Annotated in this window: 19 protein-coding genes; 12 read left to right on the plus strand and 7 right to left on the minus strand. The window is 67.4% G+C overall.

The features are described 5' to 3' along the window. Nucleotides 1-2: 2 nt before the first annotated feature. The 3 genes from AC1RM6_RS26000 to AC1RM6_RS26010 all read left to right on the plus strand — a co-directional run bounded on the left by AC1RM6_RS26000 (nucleotide 3) and on the right by AC1RM6_RS26010 (nucleotide 3,332). A complete protein-coding gene (locus AC1RM6_RS26000) occupies nucleotides 3-1,346 on the plus strand; it encodes an amidohydrolase (RefSeq protein WP_493106718.1) in 1,344 nt (447 codons plus the stop codon). A gap of 267 nt (nucleotides 1,347-1,613) precedes the next feature. Next, a complete protein-coding gene (locus AC1RM6_RS26005; protein WP_493106725.1) occupies nucleotides 1,614-2,753 on the plus strand; it encodes a hypothetical protein in 1,140 nt (379 codons plus the stop codon). Between the two features lie 57 nt (nucleotides 2,754-2,810). Next, on the plus strand, nucleotides 2,811-3,332 hold the full coding sequence (locus AC1RM6_RS26010) for a CAP domain-containing protein (protein WP_493106727.1): 522 nt from the start codon (nucleotides 2,811-2,813) through the stop codon (nucleotides 3,330-3,332). A 42-nt stretch (nucleotides 3,333-3,374) separates the two neighbouring features. On the opposite strand, the gene bla is transcribed toward AC1RM6_RS26010, so the two are convergent. After that, complete coding sequence (gene bla, locus AC1RM6_RS26015; protein WP_493106729.1) at nucleotides 3,375-4,310, minus strand: subclass B3 metallo-beta-lactamase; 936 nt, start codon at nucleotides 4,308-4,310, stop codon at nucleotides 3,375-3,377. A gap of 100 nt (nucleotides 4,311-4,410) precedes the next feature. Here bla and AC1RM6_RS26020 point away from each other — a divergent pair, with 100 nt between their 5' ends. Further along, nucleotides 4,411-5,292 (plus strand): LysR family transcriptional regulator, encoded by an 882-nt coding sequence (locus AC1RM6_RS26020; RefSeq protein ID WP_493106901.1) that lies wholly within the window; start codon nucleotides 4,411-4,413, stop codon nucleotides 5,290-5,292. Nucleotides 5,293-5,305: 13 nt separating this feature from the next. Here AC1RM6_RS26020 and AC1RM6_RS26025 read toward each other — a convergent pair whose 3' ends face one another. The 3 genes from AC1RM6_RS26025 to AC1RM6_RS26035 all read right to left on the minus strand — a co-directional run bounded on the left by AC1RM6_RS26025 (nucleotide 5,306) and on the right by AC1RM6_RS26035 (nucleotide 7,494). Further along, nucleotides 5,306-5,701 (minus strand): ribonuclease E inhibitor RraB, encoded by a 396-nt coding sequence (locus tag AC1RM6_RS26025; RefSeq protein WP_493106731.1) that lies wholly within the window; start codon nucleotides 5,699-5,701, stop codon nucleotides 5,306-5,308. Between the two features lie 6 nt (nucleotides 5,702-5,707). Continuing rightward, a complete protein-coding gene (locus AC1RM6_RS26030; protein WP_493106733.1) occupies nucleotides 5,708-6,154 on the minus strand; it encodes a hypothetical protein in 447 nt (148 codons plus the stop codon). A gap of 191 nt (nucleotides 6,155-6,345) precedes the next feature. Continuing rightward, nucleotides 6,346-7,494 carry a sterol desaturase family protein gene (locus AC1RM6_RS26035; protein WP_493106734.1) on the minus strand — a complete coding sequence of 383 codons (1,149 nt, stop codon included), beginning with the start codon at nucleotides 7,492-7,494 and terminating at the stop codon, nucleotides 6,346-6,348. A gap of 110 nt (nucleotides 7,495-7,604) precedes the next feature. Here AC1RM6_RS26035 and AC1RM6_RS26040 point away from each other — a divergent pair, with 110 nt between their 5' ends. The 3 genes from AC1RM6_RS26040 (at nucleotide 7,605) to AC1RM6_RS26050 (ending at nucleotide 9,814) form a co-directional block, all read left to right on the plus strand. After that, nucleotides 7,605-8,486 (plus strand): ABC transporter ATP-binding protein, encoded by an 882-nt coding sequence (locus tag AC1RM6_RS26040; protein WP_493106735.1) that lies wholly within the window; start codon nucleotides 7,605-7,607, stop codon nucleotides 8,484-8,486. A 19-nt stretch (nucleotides 8,487-8,505) separates the two neighbouring features. Then, entirely contained in the window at nucleotides 8,506-9,312 is an 807-nt protein-coding gene (locus tag AC1RM6_RS26045) for a hypothetical protein (RefSeq protein ID WP_493106737.1), read from the plus strand. Nucleotides 9,313-9,376: 64 nt separating this feature from the next. Continuing rightward, on the plus strand, nucleotides 9,377-9,814 hold the full coding sequence (locus AC1RM6_RS26050; protein ID WP_493106739.1) for a ribosomal maturation YjgA family protein: 438 nt from the start codon (nucleotides 9,377-9,379) through the stop codon (nucleotides 9,812-9,814). A gap of 163 nt (nucleotides 9,815-9,977) precedes the next feature. Here the strand turns inward: AC1RM6_RS26050 and AC1RM6_RS26055 are convergent, their stop codons facing one another. Together AC1RM6_RS26055 and AC1RM6_RS26060 are read right to left on the minus strand one after the other, a co-directional pair. Then, nucleotides 9,978-10,553: a hypothetical protein gene (locus AC1RM6_RS26055; protein WP_493106741.1), complete on the minus strand. Its 576-nt coding sequence runs from the start codon at nucleotides 10,551-10,553 to the stop codon at nucleotides 9,978-9,980. A gap of 155 nt (nucleotides 10,554-10,708) precedes the next feature. Next, entirely contained in the window at nucleotides 10,709-12,058 is a 1,350-nt protein-coding gene (locus AC1RM6_RS26060) for an aminotransferase-like domain-containing protein (RefSeq protein WP_493106743.1), read from the minus strand. Nucleotides 12,059-12,140: 82 nt separating this feature from the next. Between AC1RM6_RS26060 and AC1RM6_RS26065 the strand changes: the two genes are divergently transcribed. From AC1RM6_RS26065 to AC1RM6_RS26075, 3 genes are read left to right on the plus strand one after another with little or no spacing between them, the layout of a single operon-like run. After that, complete coding sequence (locus AC1RM6_RS26065; protein WP_493106745.1) at nucleotides 12,141-12,584, plus strand: DUF983 domain-containing protein; 444 nt, start codon at nucleotides 12,141-12,143, stop codon at nucleotides 12,582-12,584. Between the two features lie 11 nt (nucleotides 12,585-12,595). Further along, a complete protein-coding gene (locus AC1RM6_RS26070) occupies nucleotides 12,596-12,814 on the plus strand; it encodes a hypothetical protein (RefSeq protein ID WP_493106747.1) in 219 nt (72 codons plus the stop codon). 52 nt (nucleotides 12,815-12,866) lie between these two features. Next, a complete protein-coding gene (locus AC1RM6_RS26075; RefSeq protein ID WP_493106748.1) occupies nucleotides 12,867-13,091 on the plus strand; it encodes a hypothetical protein in 225 nt (74 codons plus the stop codon). Here AC1RM6_RS26075 and AC1RM6_RS26080 read toward each other — a convergent pair. Then, entirely contained in the window at nucleotides 13,078-13,884 is an 807-nt protein-coding gene (locus tag AC1RM6_RS26080) for a crotonase/enoyl-CoA hydratase family protein (protein WP_493106750.1), read from the minus strand. The genes AC1RM6_RS26075 and AC1RM6_RS26080 overlap by 14 nt on opposite strands. Nucleotides 13,885-14,016: 132 nt before the next feature. On the opposite strand from AC1RM6_RS26080, the gene AC1RM6_RS26085 reads away from it, so the two are divergent. Together AC1RM6_RS26085 and AC1RM6_RS26090 are read left to right on the plus strand one after the other, a co-directional pair. After that, nucleotides 14,017-14,364 (plus strand): response regulator, encoded by a 348-nt coding sequence (locus tag AC1RM6_RS26085; protein ID WP_493106752.1) that lies wholly within the window; start codon nucleotides 14,017-14,019, stop codon nucleotides 14,362-14,364. Nucleotides 14,365-14,708: 344 nt separating this feature from the next. Next, a complete protein-coding gene (locus tag AC1RM6_RS26090; protein ID WP_493106903.1) occupies nucleotides 14,709-15,950 on the plus strand; it encodes an efflux RND transporter periplasmic adaptor subunit in 1,242 nt (413 codons plus the stop codon). Nucleotide 15,951 lies beyond the last annotated feature (1 nt).

Below are 15,951 nucleotides of genomic sequence, written 5' to 3' on the forward strand. Positions count from 1 at the left end.
AGATGAGTTCGAGCACCGACATGACCCGCCGGACCCTGCTGGCCGCGACCCTCGCGGCCGGCGCGGCGACGGCGATCTCCCCGGCCCTCGCGGCCGACCCCACGCCGTCGGCCGACGGCGCCAGCCTCGCGCTGCGCAACGTCCGGCTCGAGACCGGTTACGACCGCGACGCCAACGGCGTCTCGGGCACCCGCACCGAACTGGCGACGGTGATCATCGACAGGGGCAGGATCAAGGCGATCCTCCCCGCCAGTGCGCCGGTGCCCGCCGGCCTGACGGTGCAGGACGCCAAGGGGCTGCTGATGCTGCCCGCCTTTCGCGACATGCACATCCATCTCGACAAGACCTATTATGGCGGGCCGTGGGTGGCGCCGCGCAAGCGCACCAACGGCATCCAGGGCCAGATCCTGCTCGAGCAGAAGCTGCTCCCCGAATTGCTGCCGACGCTGGAATATCGCGCGGGGCGGATCGTCTCGCTGCTCCAGACCAACGGCACCACCTTCGCGCGCGGCCAGTGCAATGTCGATCCGGTCAGCGGCGTCGGCCATGTCGAGCGGCTCAAACATGCCCTCGACCAGCGCAAGGCGACCTTCGGCTATGAGATCGTCGCCTTCCCCCAGCATGGCTTCGTCAGCGCGCATATCGAAAAGCTGATGGCGCAGGCGATGGACGCCGGCGCCACCCATGTCGGCGGCATCGATCCGACCACCCTCGACGGCGGCATGGAGAAATCGCTCGACACTATGCTCGGCATCGCGCTCGACAAGGACAAGAAGGTCGACATCCACCTCCACGAGCCGGGCGCGAGCGGGATCGCCGCGATCCGCTACATGCTCGACGCGACCGATCGCGAGCCGCGGCTGAAGAACCGGATCACGATCAGCCATTGCTTCTCACTGATGTCGATCGGCGATGCCGAGGTCGCCGAGCTGGCCGACCGGATGGCGAAGAACGGCTTCTCGATCGCCTCGACGCTGCCGTTCGGGTCGCGGATGATGCCGGTGCCGATCCTGATGGCGCATGGCGTTCCGGTCTATACCGGCACCGACAGCCTGATGGACCATTGGTCGGTGTTCGGCACCGGCGATGTGCTCGAAAAGGCGAAGCTCGCCTGCGAACTCTATCATTGGAGCGACGAGCTCACGATCTCGCAGTCGCTCAGGATCGCCACCGGCGGCCCGATCCCGCTGAGCTCCACCGGCGAGCGGCTCTGGCCGAAACCCGGCGACGCCGCCGACATCGTGCTGGTGCCGGCCAGTTGCTCGGCCGAGACCGTCGCCCGCCAGCCCCCGCGCACGCTGGTGCTCCACAAGGGCAATGTCGCGGCAGGGGCGTTCCCGGCCTGAGCATTTCCGCCGCCCCGACCGGGCGCCATGGGCATCGGGTCGGGGCGGTCGCCACGCTCTTCATCCCGGACGTCGCCCGACAGGCGCCGATACGGCTCTCCTGAGTCTGCTCTTCGAGGTCCGGCCGCCGCCCGCCCCGAATTTCCGCCGATTTTACAATCATGTCGTTGCGCCAAAGTAACAATAACGCCATGATCCATCGCTATCGGGGGACGGTCGGGGGCTCGATTTGCGAGCGACCGTCCATGGGCGAGGGGGCAAACCCGCATGGAAACTGGCAGGCGAGATTTTCTGGGCGGAGTCGCTTCGGCGGCCGCGCTGGGCCTATGGCCGGAACGGGCCTTCGGTGCCGCCAGCCGCGAGAAATCCTATGGGATGATCCAGATTTCGGCGAGCGGGATGACCGTGGCTGCCTTTCAGTTCGACCTGCAGAAGATCGCCGCCGCCGAGGGTCTCTCGGGTTTCCAGCGGATGGCGCCGAAACGATCGGGCGACCCCTTTTCCACCCTCGCCAGCCCGCTCCGTCCCGGTGCGGAAGGTGATATCGCCCAAGAAACGATCGACGGCGTCGTCGGCTTCATGGGCAAGCTCAAGGATAAATATGGCATCCCGCCCGAGCAGATCGCGGTCGTCATCTCCAGCGGGGTGATGAGCTACTCGGCGTCGCTGATCGACCAGCTCCGGAGCAGGATGAAGGCCCGGACCGGCCTGGATATCGATGTCGTCGATGCCCATAGCGAAGCCCGGCTGACTTTCGACTGGGTGGTGCCGGAAATGCGCCGCGACAAGGTGTTGCTGGTCGATATCGGCAGCGGCAACACCAAGGGCGGCGTCTATGATCGCCGCGGCCGGAAGGGCCGCTTCCTCGATCTCTCCGCCGCCTTCGGCACCAAGACGATGGCCGGCGCGGTCAAGCAGCGCTGGCCGGCCACCCGCACCGACGATTTCGGCCCGCGCTCGCTCGAATTTTACGGCGATACCGTCGCCCCGCTGCTGGCGCCGCAGATCGCCGCGGTTCCGCAGATGATGGACCGGCCGCAGCTCTGCCTGACCGGCGGCATCGTCTGGGCGATGGCGACGATCCTGAAACCGCAGGCGATGGCCGACAAGCGCGAATGGGTGAAGCTCCAGCCCGACGATTTCGCCCGGCTGCTCAAGCTGATCGAGGACGGCACGCCTTATGGCGCGGGGCTGCCCGCGACGATGAGCGAGGGCGACAAGGCGTTTACGCTCAAGGCCCTGACCGCGGTGCGCAACACCTTCAACCCGCACCAGCTCGCCGCCGGCGCCGCGATCGGCGATGGTCTGGCGAAGCAGCTCCGGTTCGACACGCGCGCGCAGCTCGTCTTCGCAAGCTTCGCGAACAACACGTGGAGCTCGCAATATCTGATCGAGAAATTCGGCTGACGGCGATCGTGCGCCGCCAGGCGCACGCCACCGCAACGACGCACGGGGGTGAAGGACATGGTCGGGACGACACGGACATGGTTGAAATGGGGGTCGGCGGCGGTCGCGCTGATCGCGGCGGTCGGCGCCCATGCCCAGTCGCGCATGGCCAATTTCGACCAGCGCATCCTCGCGACCCATAATGCCGAACGCGCCCGGCTCGGCATCGGTCCGCTGCGGTGGAGCCCGGTCCTGGCGGCCAATGCCGCCAAATGGGCGAGCCACCTCGCCGCGCTCGACGAGCTCGAACATGACGATTCGCTCGATGTCGAAGGCGAAAATCTGTGGCGCGGATCGAAGGGCGCCTACACGCCCGAAGACATGGTGACGCTGTGGATCGACGAGAAGAAGGCGTTCAGGAACGCCACCTTCCCCAATGTCAGCATCTCCGGGCAATGGGCCGATGTCGGCCATTATACCCAGGTGATCTGGCGCAGCACCGGGCTGGTCGGCTGCGCCTTCGCGCTCGCGGGCGAGGACGAGGTGCTGGTGTGCCGCTATATGGAAGGCGGCAATATCCTCAACACCATGACCTATTGAGCCGGCGCCGTCGGGTGATGGCAGGCCGGATCGGTCGAGCCGCTATTTTCCGGCTTCCTTCGCCAGCCGCGCGTCCATCGCCGCATCGAACTTCGCCGCATAGGTCTTGCACGCGCCCGGATCGACGAACGGATTGGGCGTCGCGCCGCGCTGGAACGCGGCCATCTTGACGTCGCCGCCGCCCTGATCGGGATGCGCGGTGAACAGGATGTCACACGGCAGCGCTGCGACCACGCCAACGGTCTTGCGGAAGGTCGCGACCCAGGCGGGATGGTCAGTGAAGCGATAATCGTCGCCCGACACCGGGTTGAGGCTGGAGGCGAACACCATGTTCAGGCATTTGCCGCCCTCGCACGATCGCCAGGTCCAGCTCATGCTGCCCGCGGTATGGCCCGGGGTGGCGCGCGCGCTGATCGCCGTCGTGCCGAGCCGGATCGTCTCGCCGTCCTTCACCGCGCGCAGCCTGGTGACCGGCGGGAATTCGGAGAGGATCGACGCCTGCGGATCGTCGGGACCGCTCTTGCCCCGGCGCAGCACCTCGGCGCCGGCAGCGCTCGCGATCACCGTCGCGCCGCTGTCACGCGACAGCGCGGCGAGCCCGCCGCCATGGTCGTAATGCGGTTCGGTGCTGAGGATATATTTGACGTCGCCAAGCTTGAAGCCGAGCTGGCGGACATTCGCCTCGAGTGCTGCGACCGACTGCGGCACCGCGCCGTCGATCATCACCAGCCCGGCATTGGTCTTGATCAGCGCGACATTGAGTCCGCCAAAGCCCACAATATATGTATTGCCGTAAATCCGCACCGGGGTCTGCGGAGTCAGCCAGCGCTTGGCGAACTCGGCCGCGACCGGGCGGGTCAGCGGATCGTCGGCATCGGCCGCAGCCGCGATCGGCGGGGTCGCCACCCCGACCAGCGCTGCCGCTGCGAACGCCCCGATCGAACCCAGTCCCAGATAGGCCGCCACCGATTTCACCACTTCGTCTCCCCGATATGATGCGTGCATGGTGCGGGCGCCAGCCCCAGCGCGCAACGCATCTTATCTCGACAAAGCCATGAATCTGATTCATGCCTTTGTCATGGATCGCGCCCAGTTGCCGCTCAACGCCCTGCGCGCCTTCGAGGCGGCGGCGCGCCATCTCAACTTCACCCGCGCGGCGATCGAACTCCATGTCAGCCAGGGCGCGGTCAGCCACCAGGTCGCCCAGCTCGAACAAAGGCTCGGCGTGCCCTTGTTCCGCCGGCTGCCGCGCGGGCTGGCGCTGACCGACGAGGGGCTGGCGCTGGTGCCGGTGCTCGCCGACGCGTTCGACCGGGTCGGCGAGACGCTCGACCTCTATGCCGGCGGCCGCTTCCGCGAGGTGCTGACGCTCGGCGTGGTCGGCACCTTCGCGACCGGTTGGCTGTTCGAACGGCTCGGCGGTTTCACCCGCGACCATCCGCATATCGATCTTCGGGTGATGACCAACAACAACCGGGTCGATCTCGCCGGCGAAGGGCTCGACCTCGCGATCCGCTTCGGCGACGGCGCCTGGCACGGCACCCATGCCGATCCGATCATGGACGCGCCGCTCACCCCCTTATGCGCGCCCGCGATCGCCGAGCGGCTGGCCGACCCCGCCGACCTCGCCCGCCAGCCGCTGTTCCGCTCCTATCGCGGCGACGAATGGCCGCGCTGGTTCGCCGCCGCCACCACCCCCTGCCCGCCGCTGCGCGGCACCGTGTTCGACAGTTCGGCGCTGATGGCGTCGGCGGCGATCGCCGGCTTCGGGGTCGCGCTGGCGCCGGCGGCGATGTTCGATCGCGAACTGCGCGCCGACCGGCTGGTGCGGCCGTTCGCGGTCGAGGTCTCGGTCGGGCGCTACTGGCTGACCCGGCTGATGTCGCGGCGCGAGAGCAACGCGATGCGGGCGTTTCGGGAATGGCTGGGCGAGGCGGCCAACCAGACCGCGGGTTCATAAATGGCGACGCCGGCTACCGCTTGGTGGCGACCGTCCCCCAGCCGTCATAATGTACGCCATATTGCGCCTCGATACGCAATGCCGCTTCGGTAAGGCCATATATGGCGGCAGGATCCGTGCCCTGCTCGGTTTGAACATCCAGCGCGACCTCCCCTCCATCCAAGGCGACGCGCTGCACGACCCGCCATCCCAAGGCGGCGATTTCACTCTCAAGCTTGGAGACATTGTCGGGCCGACCGACAAACCGCACGTCGACAGGGCGCTTGATGGATGGGACGTCGCCGTTTCGCTTGAGCGATTCCAGAACGTCGGCGTCAGCCTTTGCCTCAGCCTCGAGACGCGCGGGATCGAGCGCCGGCGTCGAGATGACGGCCATTTGCGCGAGGATGAGCGGCAGCAAAAGCGACATACCATCTTATTGCCGATCCGCCGAATGCGCGCAAATGGTACTTGGCGCCCGTCGCTTCCATCGGCGATTGCCGGTCATCAGTGCTATCGAGCCGCTGATTCCAGCCTGGCCGCCCCGCCCGACCATCACCCTGAGCATCTCGAACGCGCGCGCCAGCCGGTCATGGCCGATCGCCCCGCCGATCGATATCCGCACCGCCTGTTCGGTCCGCGCCGGGTCGACCGCGAAAGCATGGCCCGCGACGATCGAAAGCCCGGCTGGGCGCAGCGTCGCGGCGAGATGCGCGGCGTCGACCCCGGCGGGCAGATGCAGCCAGATATGATAGCCCTCGGGATGCGCGGCGTGGTCCATCCCCGCCAGATGACGCGCGGCGATCCGCTGGCGGGCGATCCCCTCGTCGCGCACCGCCGCGACCAGATCGGCGAAGTTGCCGTCGCGCAGCCACAACGTCACCAGCGCGGCGTTGGCGCTACTGGCTGACCCGGCTGATGTCGCGGCGCGAGAGCAGCGCGATGCGGGCTTTTCGGGAATGGGTTGTACAGGACGCCGCTAAGCCCGGCGGATCGCCGTCAGGCCGATCGCTTTGCGTCGGATCATCGTCGTGGAGAAAGCACTCTGTTTGGTCGTCCGGCGATGCTGCTCGATCAACCCTGCTTGCGCCGGAACGGATAGGAAAATTGCGCGCGATATCCGTGCGGCACATGTTCGGGCACCCCATAGCCTTCGGGCCAGCGCCCCTCGGGCAAATGAAAGGTCCCGAACAGCCGGTCGAGCCAGGGGAAGTGGATCGCGAAGTTCACGTCAATCGCTTCCTCCTCGAGCCCATGATGCCAATGATGATAGCGCGGCACCACCAGCCAGCGGCCGAGCCGATCGAAATCGCCGCGCAGATTGGCGTGGATCAGCGACGAATAGACATAAACGAGCGCGATATAGGCCTGGAGCATCGACGGCGCGAAACCGAGCGTCATCATCGGCAGTGCGGTGAAGCCGCGCAACGCGATGATTTCGAGAAAGTGCATCCGCGCGCCGGCCAGCCAGTCCATCGCCTTCGCCGAATGATGGACCGCGTGGAAGCCCCACAGGAACGGCACACGGTGGAAGGCGCGATGGAACCAATATTGGGCGAGGTCGGTCAGGATCATCACCTCGACGAACTGGACCAGCCAAGGCTGGCCGCCGACAGCGATCCGGAACGCATCGAGCGCACCGCTATGCGCCATCACCGCCTTCGACGGCGCGAAGGCGAGATAGGTCAGGATCTGGACCATCATCGAGCTGACCAGATAATAGAAGAGATCCTCGCGCCATTCGCTGCGGAACAGCCGCTGGTCGCGCCGCCGCGGGAACAGCCGCTCGATCGGTGCGAACATCAGCCCGGTCACCACCAGATTGACCATGAAGAAGTCGAGCCCGAAGAAGATGCCCCAGCTGCGCGTTTCCTGCGGCTGGACATTGGCCCCGCCGAGCAGGGCCGCGGCGATCCCGATGATCAATGCCGTGAAGCCGATCGCCTTGGACGGCCGCAGCAACAGGCTGAGCAGCGCCAGCGCATAGCTGCCGAGCAACACGGCGTGGACGCCGACCCGAAAACCCGGCAGGTCGCGCAGCAGCGCCAGTTCGGGCATCGCGAACCAGTCGGGCCAGCGCAGCGCGACCACGAAGCCGAACCCCACCACCGCCAGCAGCAGCGCGAAGAACCCCGCGAACCAGCCGCTGCCGAATCCGCGCGCCTCGAGCGGTGCCTGAAGGTCGCGACCCAGCGCGGATAGTCCGAAGTCGTTGTTGCTCATGCCCCGGGCTTAACAGATTCGTTGGACCGTGCGAGGTGATTGAAATCACGCGGCGATATCCCGAACGATGACGGCTTGCCCCCGGTCGCGAACTCGCTGAAACAGGCGCCATGAGCGCGATCGAACTGGCGGGCATCTCGAAACGCTTCGGCGGTGGCGGCCGCCCGGTCCAGGCGCTCGACGATTTCAGCCTCGCGGTCCCACGCGGCGGGGTGTTCGGGCTGCTCGGCCCCAATGGCGCCGGCAAGAGCACGATGCTGCGGATCATCGCCGGGCTCGTCCGTCAGGACGCAGGCACCGTCCGGCTGCTCGGCGAGGCGGCGGGCCCCGAGGCGCGGCGGCGGCTCGGCTTCCTGATCGACGCGCCACTCTTCTATCCCTTCCTTACGGGCCGCGATCTGCTGACCGTGCTCGCGCGGACCTCGCATGTCGCGGTCGATCCGGCGCCATTGCTGGACCGGGTCGGGCTGCAGGGCGCCGGCGACCGCATGATCGCCGGCTATTCGCTCGGCATGAAGCAGAGGCTCGGTATCGCCGCCGCACTGCTCACGCGGCCCGAGATCGTCATCCTCGACGAGCCGACCAACGGCCTCGATCCCGATGGGATCCTCGACATGCGCCGGCTGCTGCGCGACCTCGCCGATCGCGACGGGATCACCGTGCTGCTGTCGAGCCATCTGCTCGACGAGGTCGAGCGCGTCTGCGACCGGGTCGCGATCGTCAACAGGGGACGGCTCGCGGCGCAAGGCAAGGTCAGCGACCTGCTGCTCCAGGGCGAACGGCTGTGGATCGACGCCAGCCCGGCCGACGCGGTGCTCGCGCGGCTCGGCGACCGCGGCGCGCGCGAGGATGGCGGCGTGGTCGCACAGATCGGCCGGGCCGAGGCGCCCGCACTGCTCGCTGCGATCGTCGCCGACGGCGCCCAGCTGTTCGAGGCACGCTGGCTGCGGCCCGACCTCGAGACGGTCTTCCTCGCCGAGACCCGCGGCTGATGCGCCAGGGTCTTCTGTCATGAGGCTGTCGGTTTCCGCCGAGATCCTCAAGCTGCGCCGCCAGCACGCGGTGCTGTTCTGGGGCTTCCTGTTCGTACCGCTGTTCACCACCTTGCTCGCCTGCGTGCTCGACGGTGGCTTCTCCCCCGCCCCGCCGGGCGTAACCGCGCGCGCGGTCGCGCCGCTGCACGCCGCGGTGCGCGCGCTCCGGGTCGGTGGCAACCCGATCGCCCATCTCTTCTACGCGGTCGGCGCGGCGGCGCTGTTCGCCGGCGAATATCGCTATTCGGGCTGGCGCCACCTCGTGCCCCGCACCACCCGGTCGAGCCTGCTGGTATCCAAATATGCGACCTTTGCGATCTTCGCCGCGCTCAGCCTGACCCTGGCCGCGATCGGCGACGCGGCGGTAACCCTGTCGCTGCCGCTCGGCCGCGGCCTGCGGCCGGTGGTCACCGATGCCGACGGCGCGTCGGCGCTGCTGCTGCTGACCTCCTTCTTGATCTCGCTCGCCGAACTGATGACGCTGGCGGCGATGGTCGCCTTCCTCGCCACGCTCGCGCGTGCGGCGATCGGGGCGATCATCGCTCCCTTCCTGCTGTCGCTGGCGGCAAGCCTGACCGAGGCCTGGCTCGCCGGATCGGCGGGCGCGATCCCGCTGCCCACCTTCGCCGGCGACGCGCTGCGGACCTGGGCGACGACGCCCGACCCCGCCCCTGCCATCATCCATGCCGCATTGATCGGGGTCGCGACGCTGGCCGGCTGGAGCGCGGCCGGTTTCGGCGGGGCGATCTGGCTGTTCGCGCGGCAGGATCTGGTCGGCGAATGATCGCGGATGTGAGGGCGCACCGGATCAGCACGGCATCTGCATTCGATCTGCGCGGCGGCCGATCATGATCGCCGCGAACGCATCGAAAGGCCCCGCCATCCGCTCCCGATCATCCTATGCCATCGCCGCGACCGCCGTCTTCCTGATCGAGGCCGGCATCGCCGTGTTCGTCCATGACAACTTCGTCCGCCCCTATCTCGGCGACAGTCTTGCGGTGGTGCTGGTCTACCTGGCGATCAGGGCGGTGACCCGGCTGGGTGTCCTCCCATCGGCAGCGTCCGCCTTCACGATCGCGTGCGCCATCGAGCTCGGCCAATATTTCCGATTGGTGCACTTTCTGGGCCTCGACGATGTCCCGTTCGCCCGCGTGGTCCTCGGCATCGGCTTCGATCCCAGGGATTTCATCGCCTATGCCGCCGGAGCCGCTGTCGTTCTCGTCGGCGAAATGACCCTGCGCGGGGTGGACATCCTCAAATCATTCCCTGTCCGACGATCATCCTGAGCCTCCCGAAGGCTTGCGCCAGTGGCCATGTCGGATCACCCCGCCAATAGAGATGCGCACTGCCTGCCGTCTCGAGCTTCGGACACCAGGACATGCTCTGAATTGTCTTTGTTTTTCGGATTTTCCGAGCCGCCGGGTGATTCCACCTGACTTGAAGATGCTTCTAGGCATCTTCCTTCGGGGGACATGCCCGAAGCAGGCTCTCCGCACCCCAGAGATTGATGATCTTCGGATCGCCCGTGCGGGTGAAAATGGCCGGCGCGAGAAAGCGGACCATATAAAGCCCCGGCGCGTCCGCTTCTGCGACAAACGGCGCCGTCATCGTCCGGCCGGGCACGATCGTCATATAGTCGCGGTTTCTGCCGTCGGTGTTGTCCAGCCAGAAGGATCGTCCCGAACCTTTGTCGATGAAATGGCCATCGGCCCTGACATTGACCTTGGCCAGCATGATCGGCGGCGCTCTGGTGAGGTGGATACTTACGATTTCAGATCCGAGATTCTGGAATTTGATACTTCCCATGATGATGCACGTCTTGCCTTTGAATGACGACGCATCGATCTGCACTTGAATTCCGAATGCCTTCGAATCCGATATCGCCTTATCATAGGCGATGCGTGCGGATGCACTCTCCAGGACGACAAATCGATAGAAGCCCCACGCTCCTCCGACAAGTATCGCAACGATCAGCAGCCCTTCCTTGATGGTCTTCAGGCGCTGCTCGACATCTCCCCATGTCATGCCGATCTCCAATCTCTCGCTTCGCGATGATCGAATGATAGCATGATATTTGTCGCAGGGGACGAAACGCAGCTTCGCCTCGATATCCGGCTACCCGAGATCGCTTCGACGATACGGCCGCAAGCCGGTTGCGAACAACCGCATTCGCCCGCCGATCACGCGCCGCCCACCATCGCCCTGAGCATCTCGAACGCGCGCGCCAGCCGGTCATGGCCGATCGCCCCGCCGATCGATATCCGCACCGCCTGTTCGGCCCGCGCCGGATCGACCGCGAAGGCATGGCCCGCGACGATCGAAAGCCCGGCGGGGCGCAGCGTCGCGGCGAGATGCGCGGCGTCGATGCCGTCGGGCAGATGCAGCCAGATATGATAGCCCTCGGGATGCGCCGCATGGTCCATCCCCGCCAGATGACGCGCGGCGATCCGCTGGCGGGCGATCCCTTCGTCGCGCACCGCCGCGACCAGATCGGCGAAATTGCCGTCGCGCAGCCACAACGTCACCAGCGCGGCGTTGAGCGGCGGCGCCATCACCGCGGTCTCATGGATATCGGCGGCGAGCCGCGCCGCGGCCGCGACCGACGGCGCGCGGACATGCGCGACGCGCAGCACCGGCGAGATGATCTTGGCGACGCTGGCGATGTGCCAGGTCAGTTCGGGGGCCAGCGCGGCGATCGGCGCGATCGGTTCGGCGGGCAGCCGGCCATAGGCATCGTCCTCGACGATCGCCACGCCGTGCCGCCGTGCGCTCGCGGCGATCGCCGCACGCCGATCGGGGGCAAGGGTCGCGCTGGTCGGGTTGTCGTTGGTCGGGACGATATAGAGCGCCTTGACGCCGCCGCGCACCACGCGATCGAGTGCGTCGGGGTCGACGCCGCCGGCATCGGTGTCGAGCGCGACGACCTCCAGCCCGAAGCGCCGCGCCAGCGCCAGCATCCCCGGATAGGTCGATCGCCCGGCGGCGATCGCATCGCCCGGCGCCAGGATCGTTCCCAGGATCGCATGGAGCGCATTTTGCCCGCCCGCGGTCAGCACGAGTTGATCGGCCTCGGTCGGCAGGCCGCGCGCGGCGAAGGCGGCGGCGGCCTCCTGCCGGTCGCGCACCCCGCCGCCGCTCGGCTGATATTGGAGCAGCGGCGATTGGCCGCCGGCGCGCAGCAACCTGGCCCACCCGTCGCGCATCGCCTCGGGCAACAGCGCGAAGCCGGGCTGCGGCGGCATGATCATCCCGCTGTCGCCGGTCAGGTCGGCACTCGGTAGCCCGGCGGCGTTGCGGACATAGCTGCCGAGCCGCCCCGCCCCCTCGATCAGCCCGGCGTCGCGGGCGAGGCCATAAGCACGGGTGACCGTGGTGAGATCGACGCCGAGCTGCGCGGCGAGATCGCGCTGCGCCGGCAGCCGCTCGCCGGGACGCAACGCGCCGGTCCGCACCGCCTGGTCGATCGCGTCGGCGATCGCGCGATATTTGGGGGCCGATCCCTCGGCGACATGGGTGAGCCAGTTTTGCATGGAGCGGTGCGCCGATTATGTATGGTTGCTACCTCCATACATAAAGCCTACCTCCCCGCCAACGCCTTCGGGAGCCGTCAGCATGTCCGACCCTATCGACACCGTCACCGCCTGGCCCAGGCTCGAGCCGATCCGCACCGGCATCGCCGGCCATTGTCCCCGCTGCGGCAAGGGGCGGCTGTTCGACGGCTTCATCAAGCTGCGCGCGGGCTGCGATCAATGCGGGCTGAGCTATGCTTTCGCCGACCCCGCCGACGGTCCGGCCTTCTTCGTGATCTGCTTCGGCTGCATTCCCGCGGTCACCTTCGCGCTGATGCTCGAAATCCTCGCGAGCCCGCCATTGTGGGTCCATCTCCTCACCTCGTTGCCCTTCCTGCTGGTCACCTGCGTGCTGCCGCTGCGGCCGCTCAAGGGCTGGCTGGTGTGCAGCCAATATTTCTTCAAGGCCGGCGAAGGGCGGATCAGCCGTCCCTGGTATCCTTATGGCGACAAGGGACCGGCGGTGATGCCGCCCGTGGCGCGATGACGCCCGACACGATGACCACAGGCGCGACGATCGCGGCGGCGCGCGCCGCCGCGGCGACGCTGCTGGCCGAGCGCGGCTACGCCGCCGAGGCGGCGACGGTCGCGGCCGGCGATGGTGACGATTTCATCGAGGTCCGACTGGCCGAGGCGCTGATCGCCATTCTCGAACGGCGGCCGCGGGCCGCCGCCGCGCCACGCGCGTTCCGCCGCATCGCCGGCGAGGAGTGCTGAGCTGTATCTGGCGCTGTGGTGGGCCAACATCGTCGCCGTGATGATGCTGGCGATGGGCAAGGACCGGAACCCCGCGCTGTGGCTGCTGGCGGCGATAGCCGGCGGCCCGCTGGCGACCCTGGCGCTGCTCGGCCTGCCGGCGACCGGCCGCGATCCGGCGATCGGCAGCGAGCCCGAGGCGATGGAGCTGTGCGACGCCTGCGAACAGCCGGTACGGCGCGACCGCGATGCATGCCGCTTTTGCGGCGACCGATCTTCGCTGCTCACTCCCCCGTGAAGGTCGGCGTCCGCTTTTCGATGAACGCCGCCACCGCCTCCTCATGGTCCTTCGTCGCATGTGCCAGCGCCTGCAGCCCCGACGACAGTTCGAGGATCTTGTCGAGATCGCTGCGCCACGCCTCGCGCAGCAGCCGGCGGGTCATACGGACCGCGAAGGGCGGGTTGGCGGCGATCCGCGCGGCGAGCTTGTGCGCCGCCGCCATCAGTTCGTCGCCGGGCACGATCTGCGACACCAGCCCGAACCGCAGCGCCTCCTCGGCATGCACCGGATCGCCGGTCAGCGCCATTTCGGTCGCCTTCGAGAAACCGACGATCCGCGGCAGCAGCCAGGCGCCGCCGTCGCCGGGCACCAGCCCGATTTTGACGAAGCTCTCGGCGAACCATGCCTTGTCCGACGCGATCCGCAGGTCGCACATGCAGGCAAGGTCGCACCCCGCGCCGATCGCCGCACCATTGACCGCGGCGATCACCGGGATTTCGAGCGCCTCGATCGCCAGCGGGATACGCTGGATGCCGTCGCGATAGTTGCGGCGGGTGCGCGCCGGCAGCGGGTCGGCGAGGCTTCCGCCCCCGCCCTTCCCCATCGCCTTGACGTTGCCGCCCGACGAGAAGATCGATCCTGCCCCGGTCAGGATAGCGACCCGTACCGCCGGATCGGCGTCGGCCCGTTTCAGCGCATCGACCAGCGCATCGACCACCGGCCGGTCCGAGATCGCGTTGCGCTGTTCGGGCACGTCGATCGTCAGCACCGCGACGCCCTGTTCGAGGCTGTAATGAACGGGTTCGGCCATCTGGGTCCTCGATAATGCATTGATCATTTTGGAAATCGCGCGGAAATCATATTCACACAATCGCGTAAATGGCACTATTGCAACAAAAACACTGTGCTATGCGTAGTTGATCTAGGTTAGGCAGGACACCCGATGCGCATATTATGTGTCGATGACGAAGCGTTGGTGCGCATGGTCACGAGCGATCTGCTCCGTGAGCTGGGGCATGAGGTGCTCGAGGCGCCCGGGCCCGAGGAGGGCCTCGCCAGCATTCGCGCCGCCGCCGAACCGTTCGACCTGCTGCTCACCGACATCATGATGCCCGGGCCGATCGACGGCCGCGGCTTCGCCAAGCTGGCGATCGAGGCGCAGCCCGGCCTGCCGGTGATCTATTTCAGCGGATATTCGCGGATCGTCACCGCCGACGACACCGGCGCCCGCGTCCTGCCCAAGCCCTGCTCGATCGGCACGCTGCAGGCGGCGATCGCCGGTATTGCCTGACGCAGGGCCAGCGAACGACTCCGTTACGCCTCACATCGTCAACGATATACGTCAAACACCCCACCGCCCTGCCCGCCGTCACGGTGATGTTGCGGTATCGCCGCCATCTTCGCGCTTGCAACACAGTGGTAACATGGCGATGGATTGCACTGCATCCCGAACCGGGACCGATCGCGCCGCCAGAAGCGTCGATCAGGACATCGACGTGATGCTTTTCGCGGCGTATCGCAGCGCCCGACAAGCCTGGCGGAGGGGATGATTGGGCAAATAGGTGGCCGGCCGATCGCAGGATCGCGTCCGGCCGTTGTGGTGAATGGGAGCGCGTGGATGTCCTCGACGACGATATGGTCCTGATTTCGCGTCGCACTGCGCCATTCCTCGCCCAGTCCTGTTGCAGTCTGGCCGCACTCACCCTGCTGGCTTCCTGCGGATCGAAGAAGGACGGGCGCGACACCGCCCCGCCCGAGGCCGGCTATGTCGTGCTCAAGACAGAATCGGTGCCGCTGATGGTCGAACTCGCCGGGCGGACCTCGGCGTTCGAGACCTCCGAGGTGCGCCCGCAGGTATCGGGGCTGATCAAGGCGCGGCTGTTCACCGAGGGCAGCATCGTCCATGCCGGCGAGACGCTCTACCAGATCGACCCGAGCCTCTACCGCGCCAGCGTCAACCAGGCGCAGGCCAATCTCGAAAATGCCCAGGCCAGCCGTGAGGCCGCGCAGGCCAAGGCCGACCGCTACAAGCCGCTCGCGAAGATCGAGGCGGTGGCGCAGCAGGATTATACCGACGCCGCCGCGACCGCGAAGCAGGCCGCCGCGACCGTCGCGCAGAACCGTGCCACCTTGGAAACCGCGCGGATCAACCTGAACTTCACCAAGGTGCCCGCCCCGATCACCGGCCGGATCGGCCGGTCGCTGTTCACCACCGGCGCGCTCGTCACCTCGAACCAGGCCGATCCGCTGACCACGATCCAGCGACTCGACCCGATCTATGTCGACATCCAGCAGTCGAGCGCCGACCTGCTCGCGCTGCGCCGCAGCCTGGCGGCGGGCGGGGTCGTGCCGTCGTCGACCGCGGTCAAGCTCAAGCTCGAGGACGGCAGCGACTATCCCGCCGCCGGCCGGCTCGAATTCTCCGAAGCGATGGTCGACGCCAATACCGGCACCGTCACGCTGCGCGCGCGCTTCGCCAATCCGCAGGGGCTGCTGCTGCCCGGCATGTATGTCCGCGCGCGGCTGTCGCAGGCGACCAGCCAGCGCGCGATCCTGGTGCCGCAGACCGGCGTGTCGCGCAATCCGCGCGGCGAGGCGACCGTGCTGGTGGTCGGCCCCGGCAACAAGGCGGTGCAGAAGACGATCACCGCCGATCGCTCGATCGGCGACAAATGGCTGGTGACCGCAGGCCTCAATCCCGGCGACAAGGTCATCGTCGAGGGGCTGATCAAGGTGAAGCCCGGCAAGCCGATCAAGCCGGTGCCGGCCGGATCCAAGCCGCTGCCGATGAAGGGCAAGGGCAAAGGCGGTGACGGCTCGGGTGGTGGTGGATCGGGCGGCGGTGGTTCGGGCTCCGGCGGCGGGGCGCGCGGCTAAG

This window comes from Rhizorhabdus sp. GW822-FHT03C02 (genome assembly GCF_058801765.1).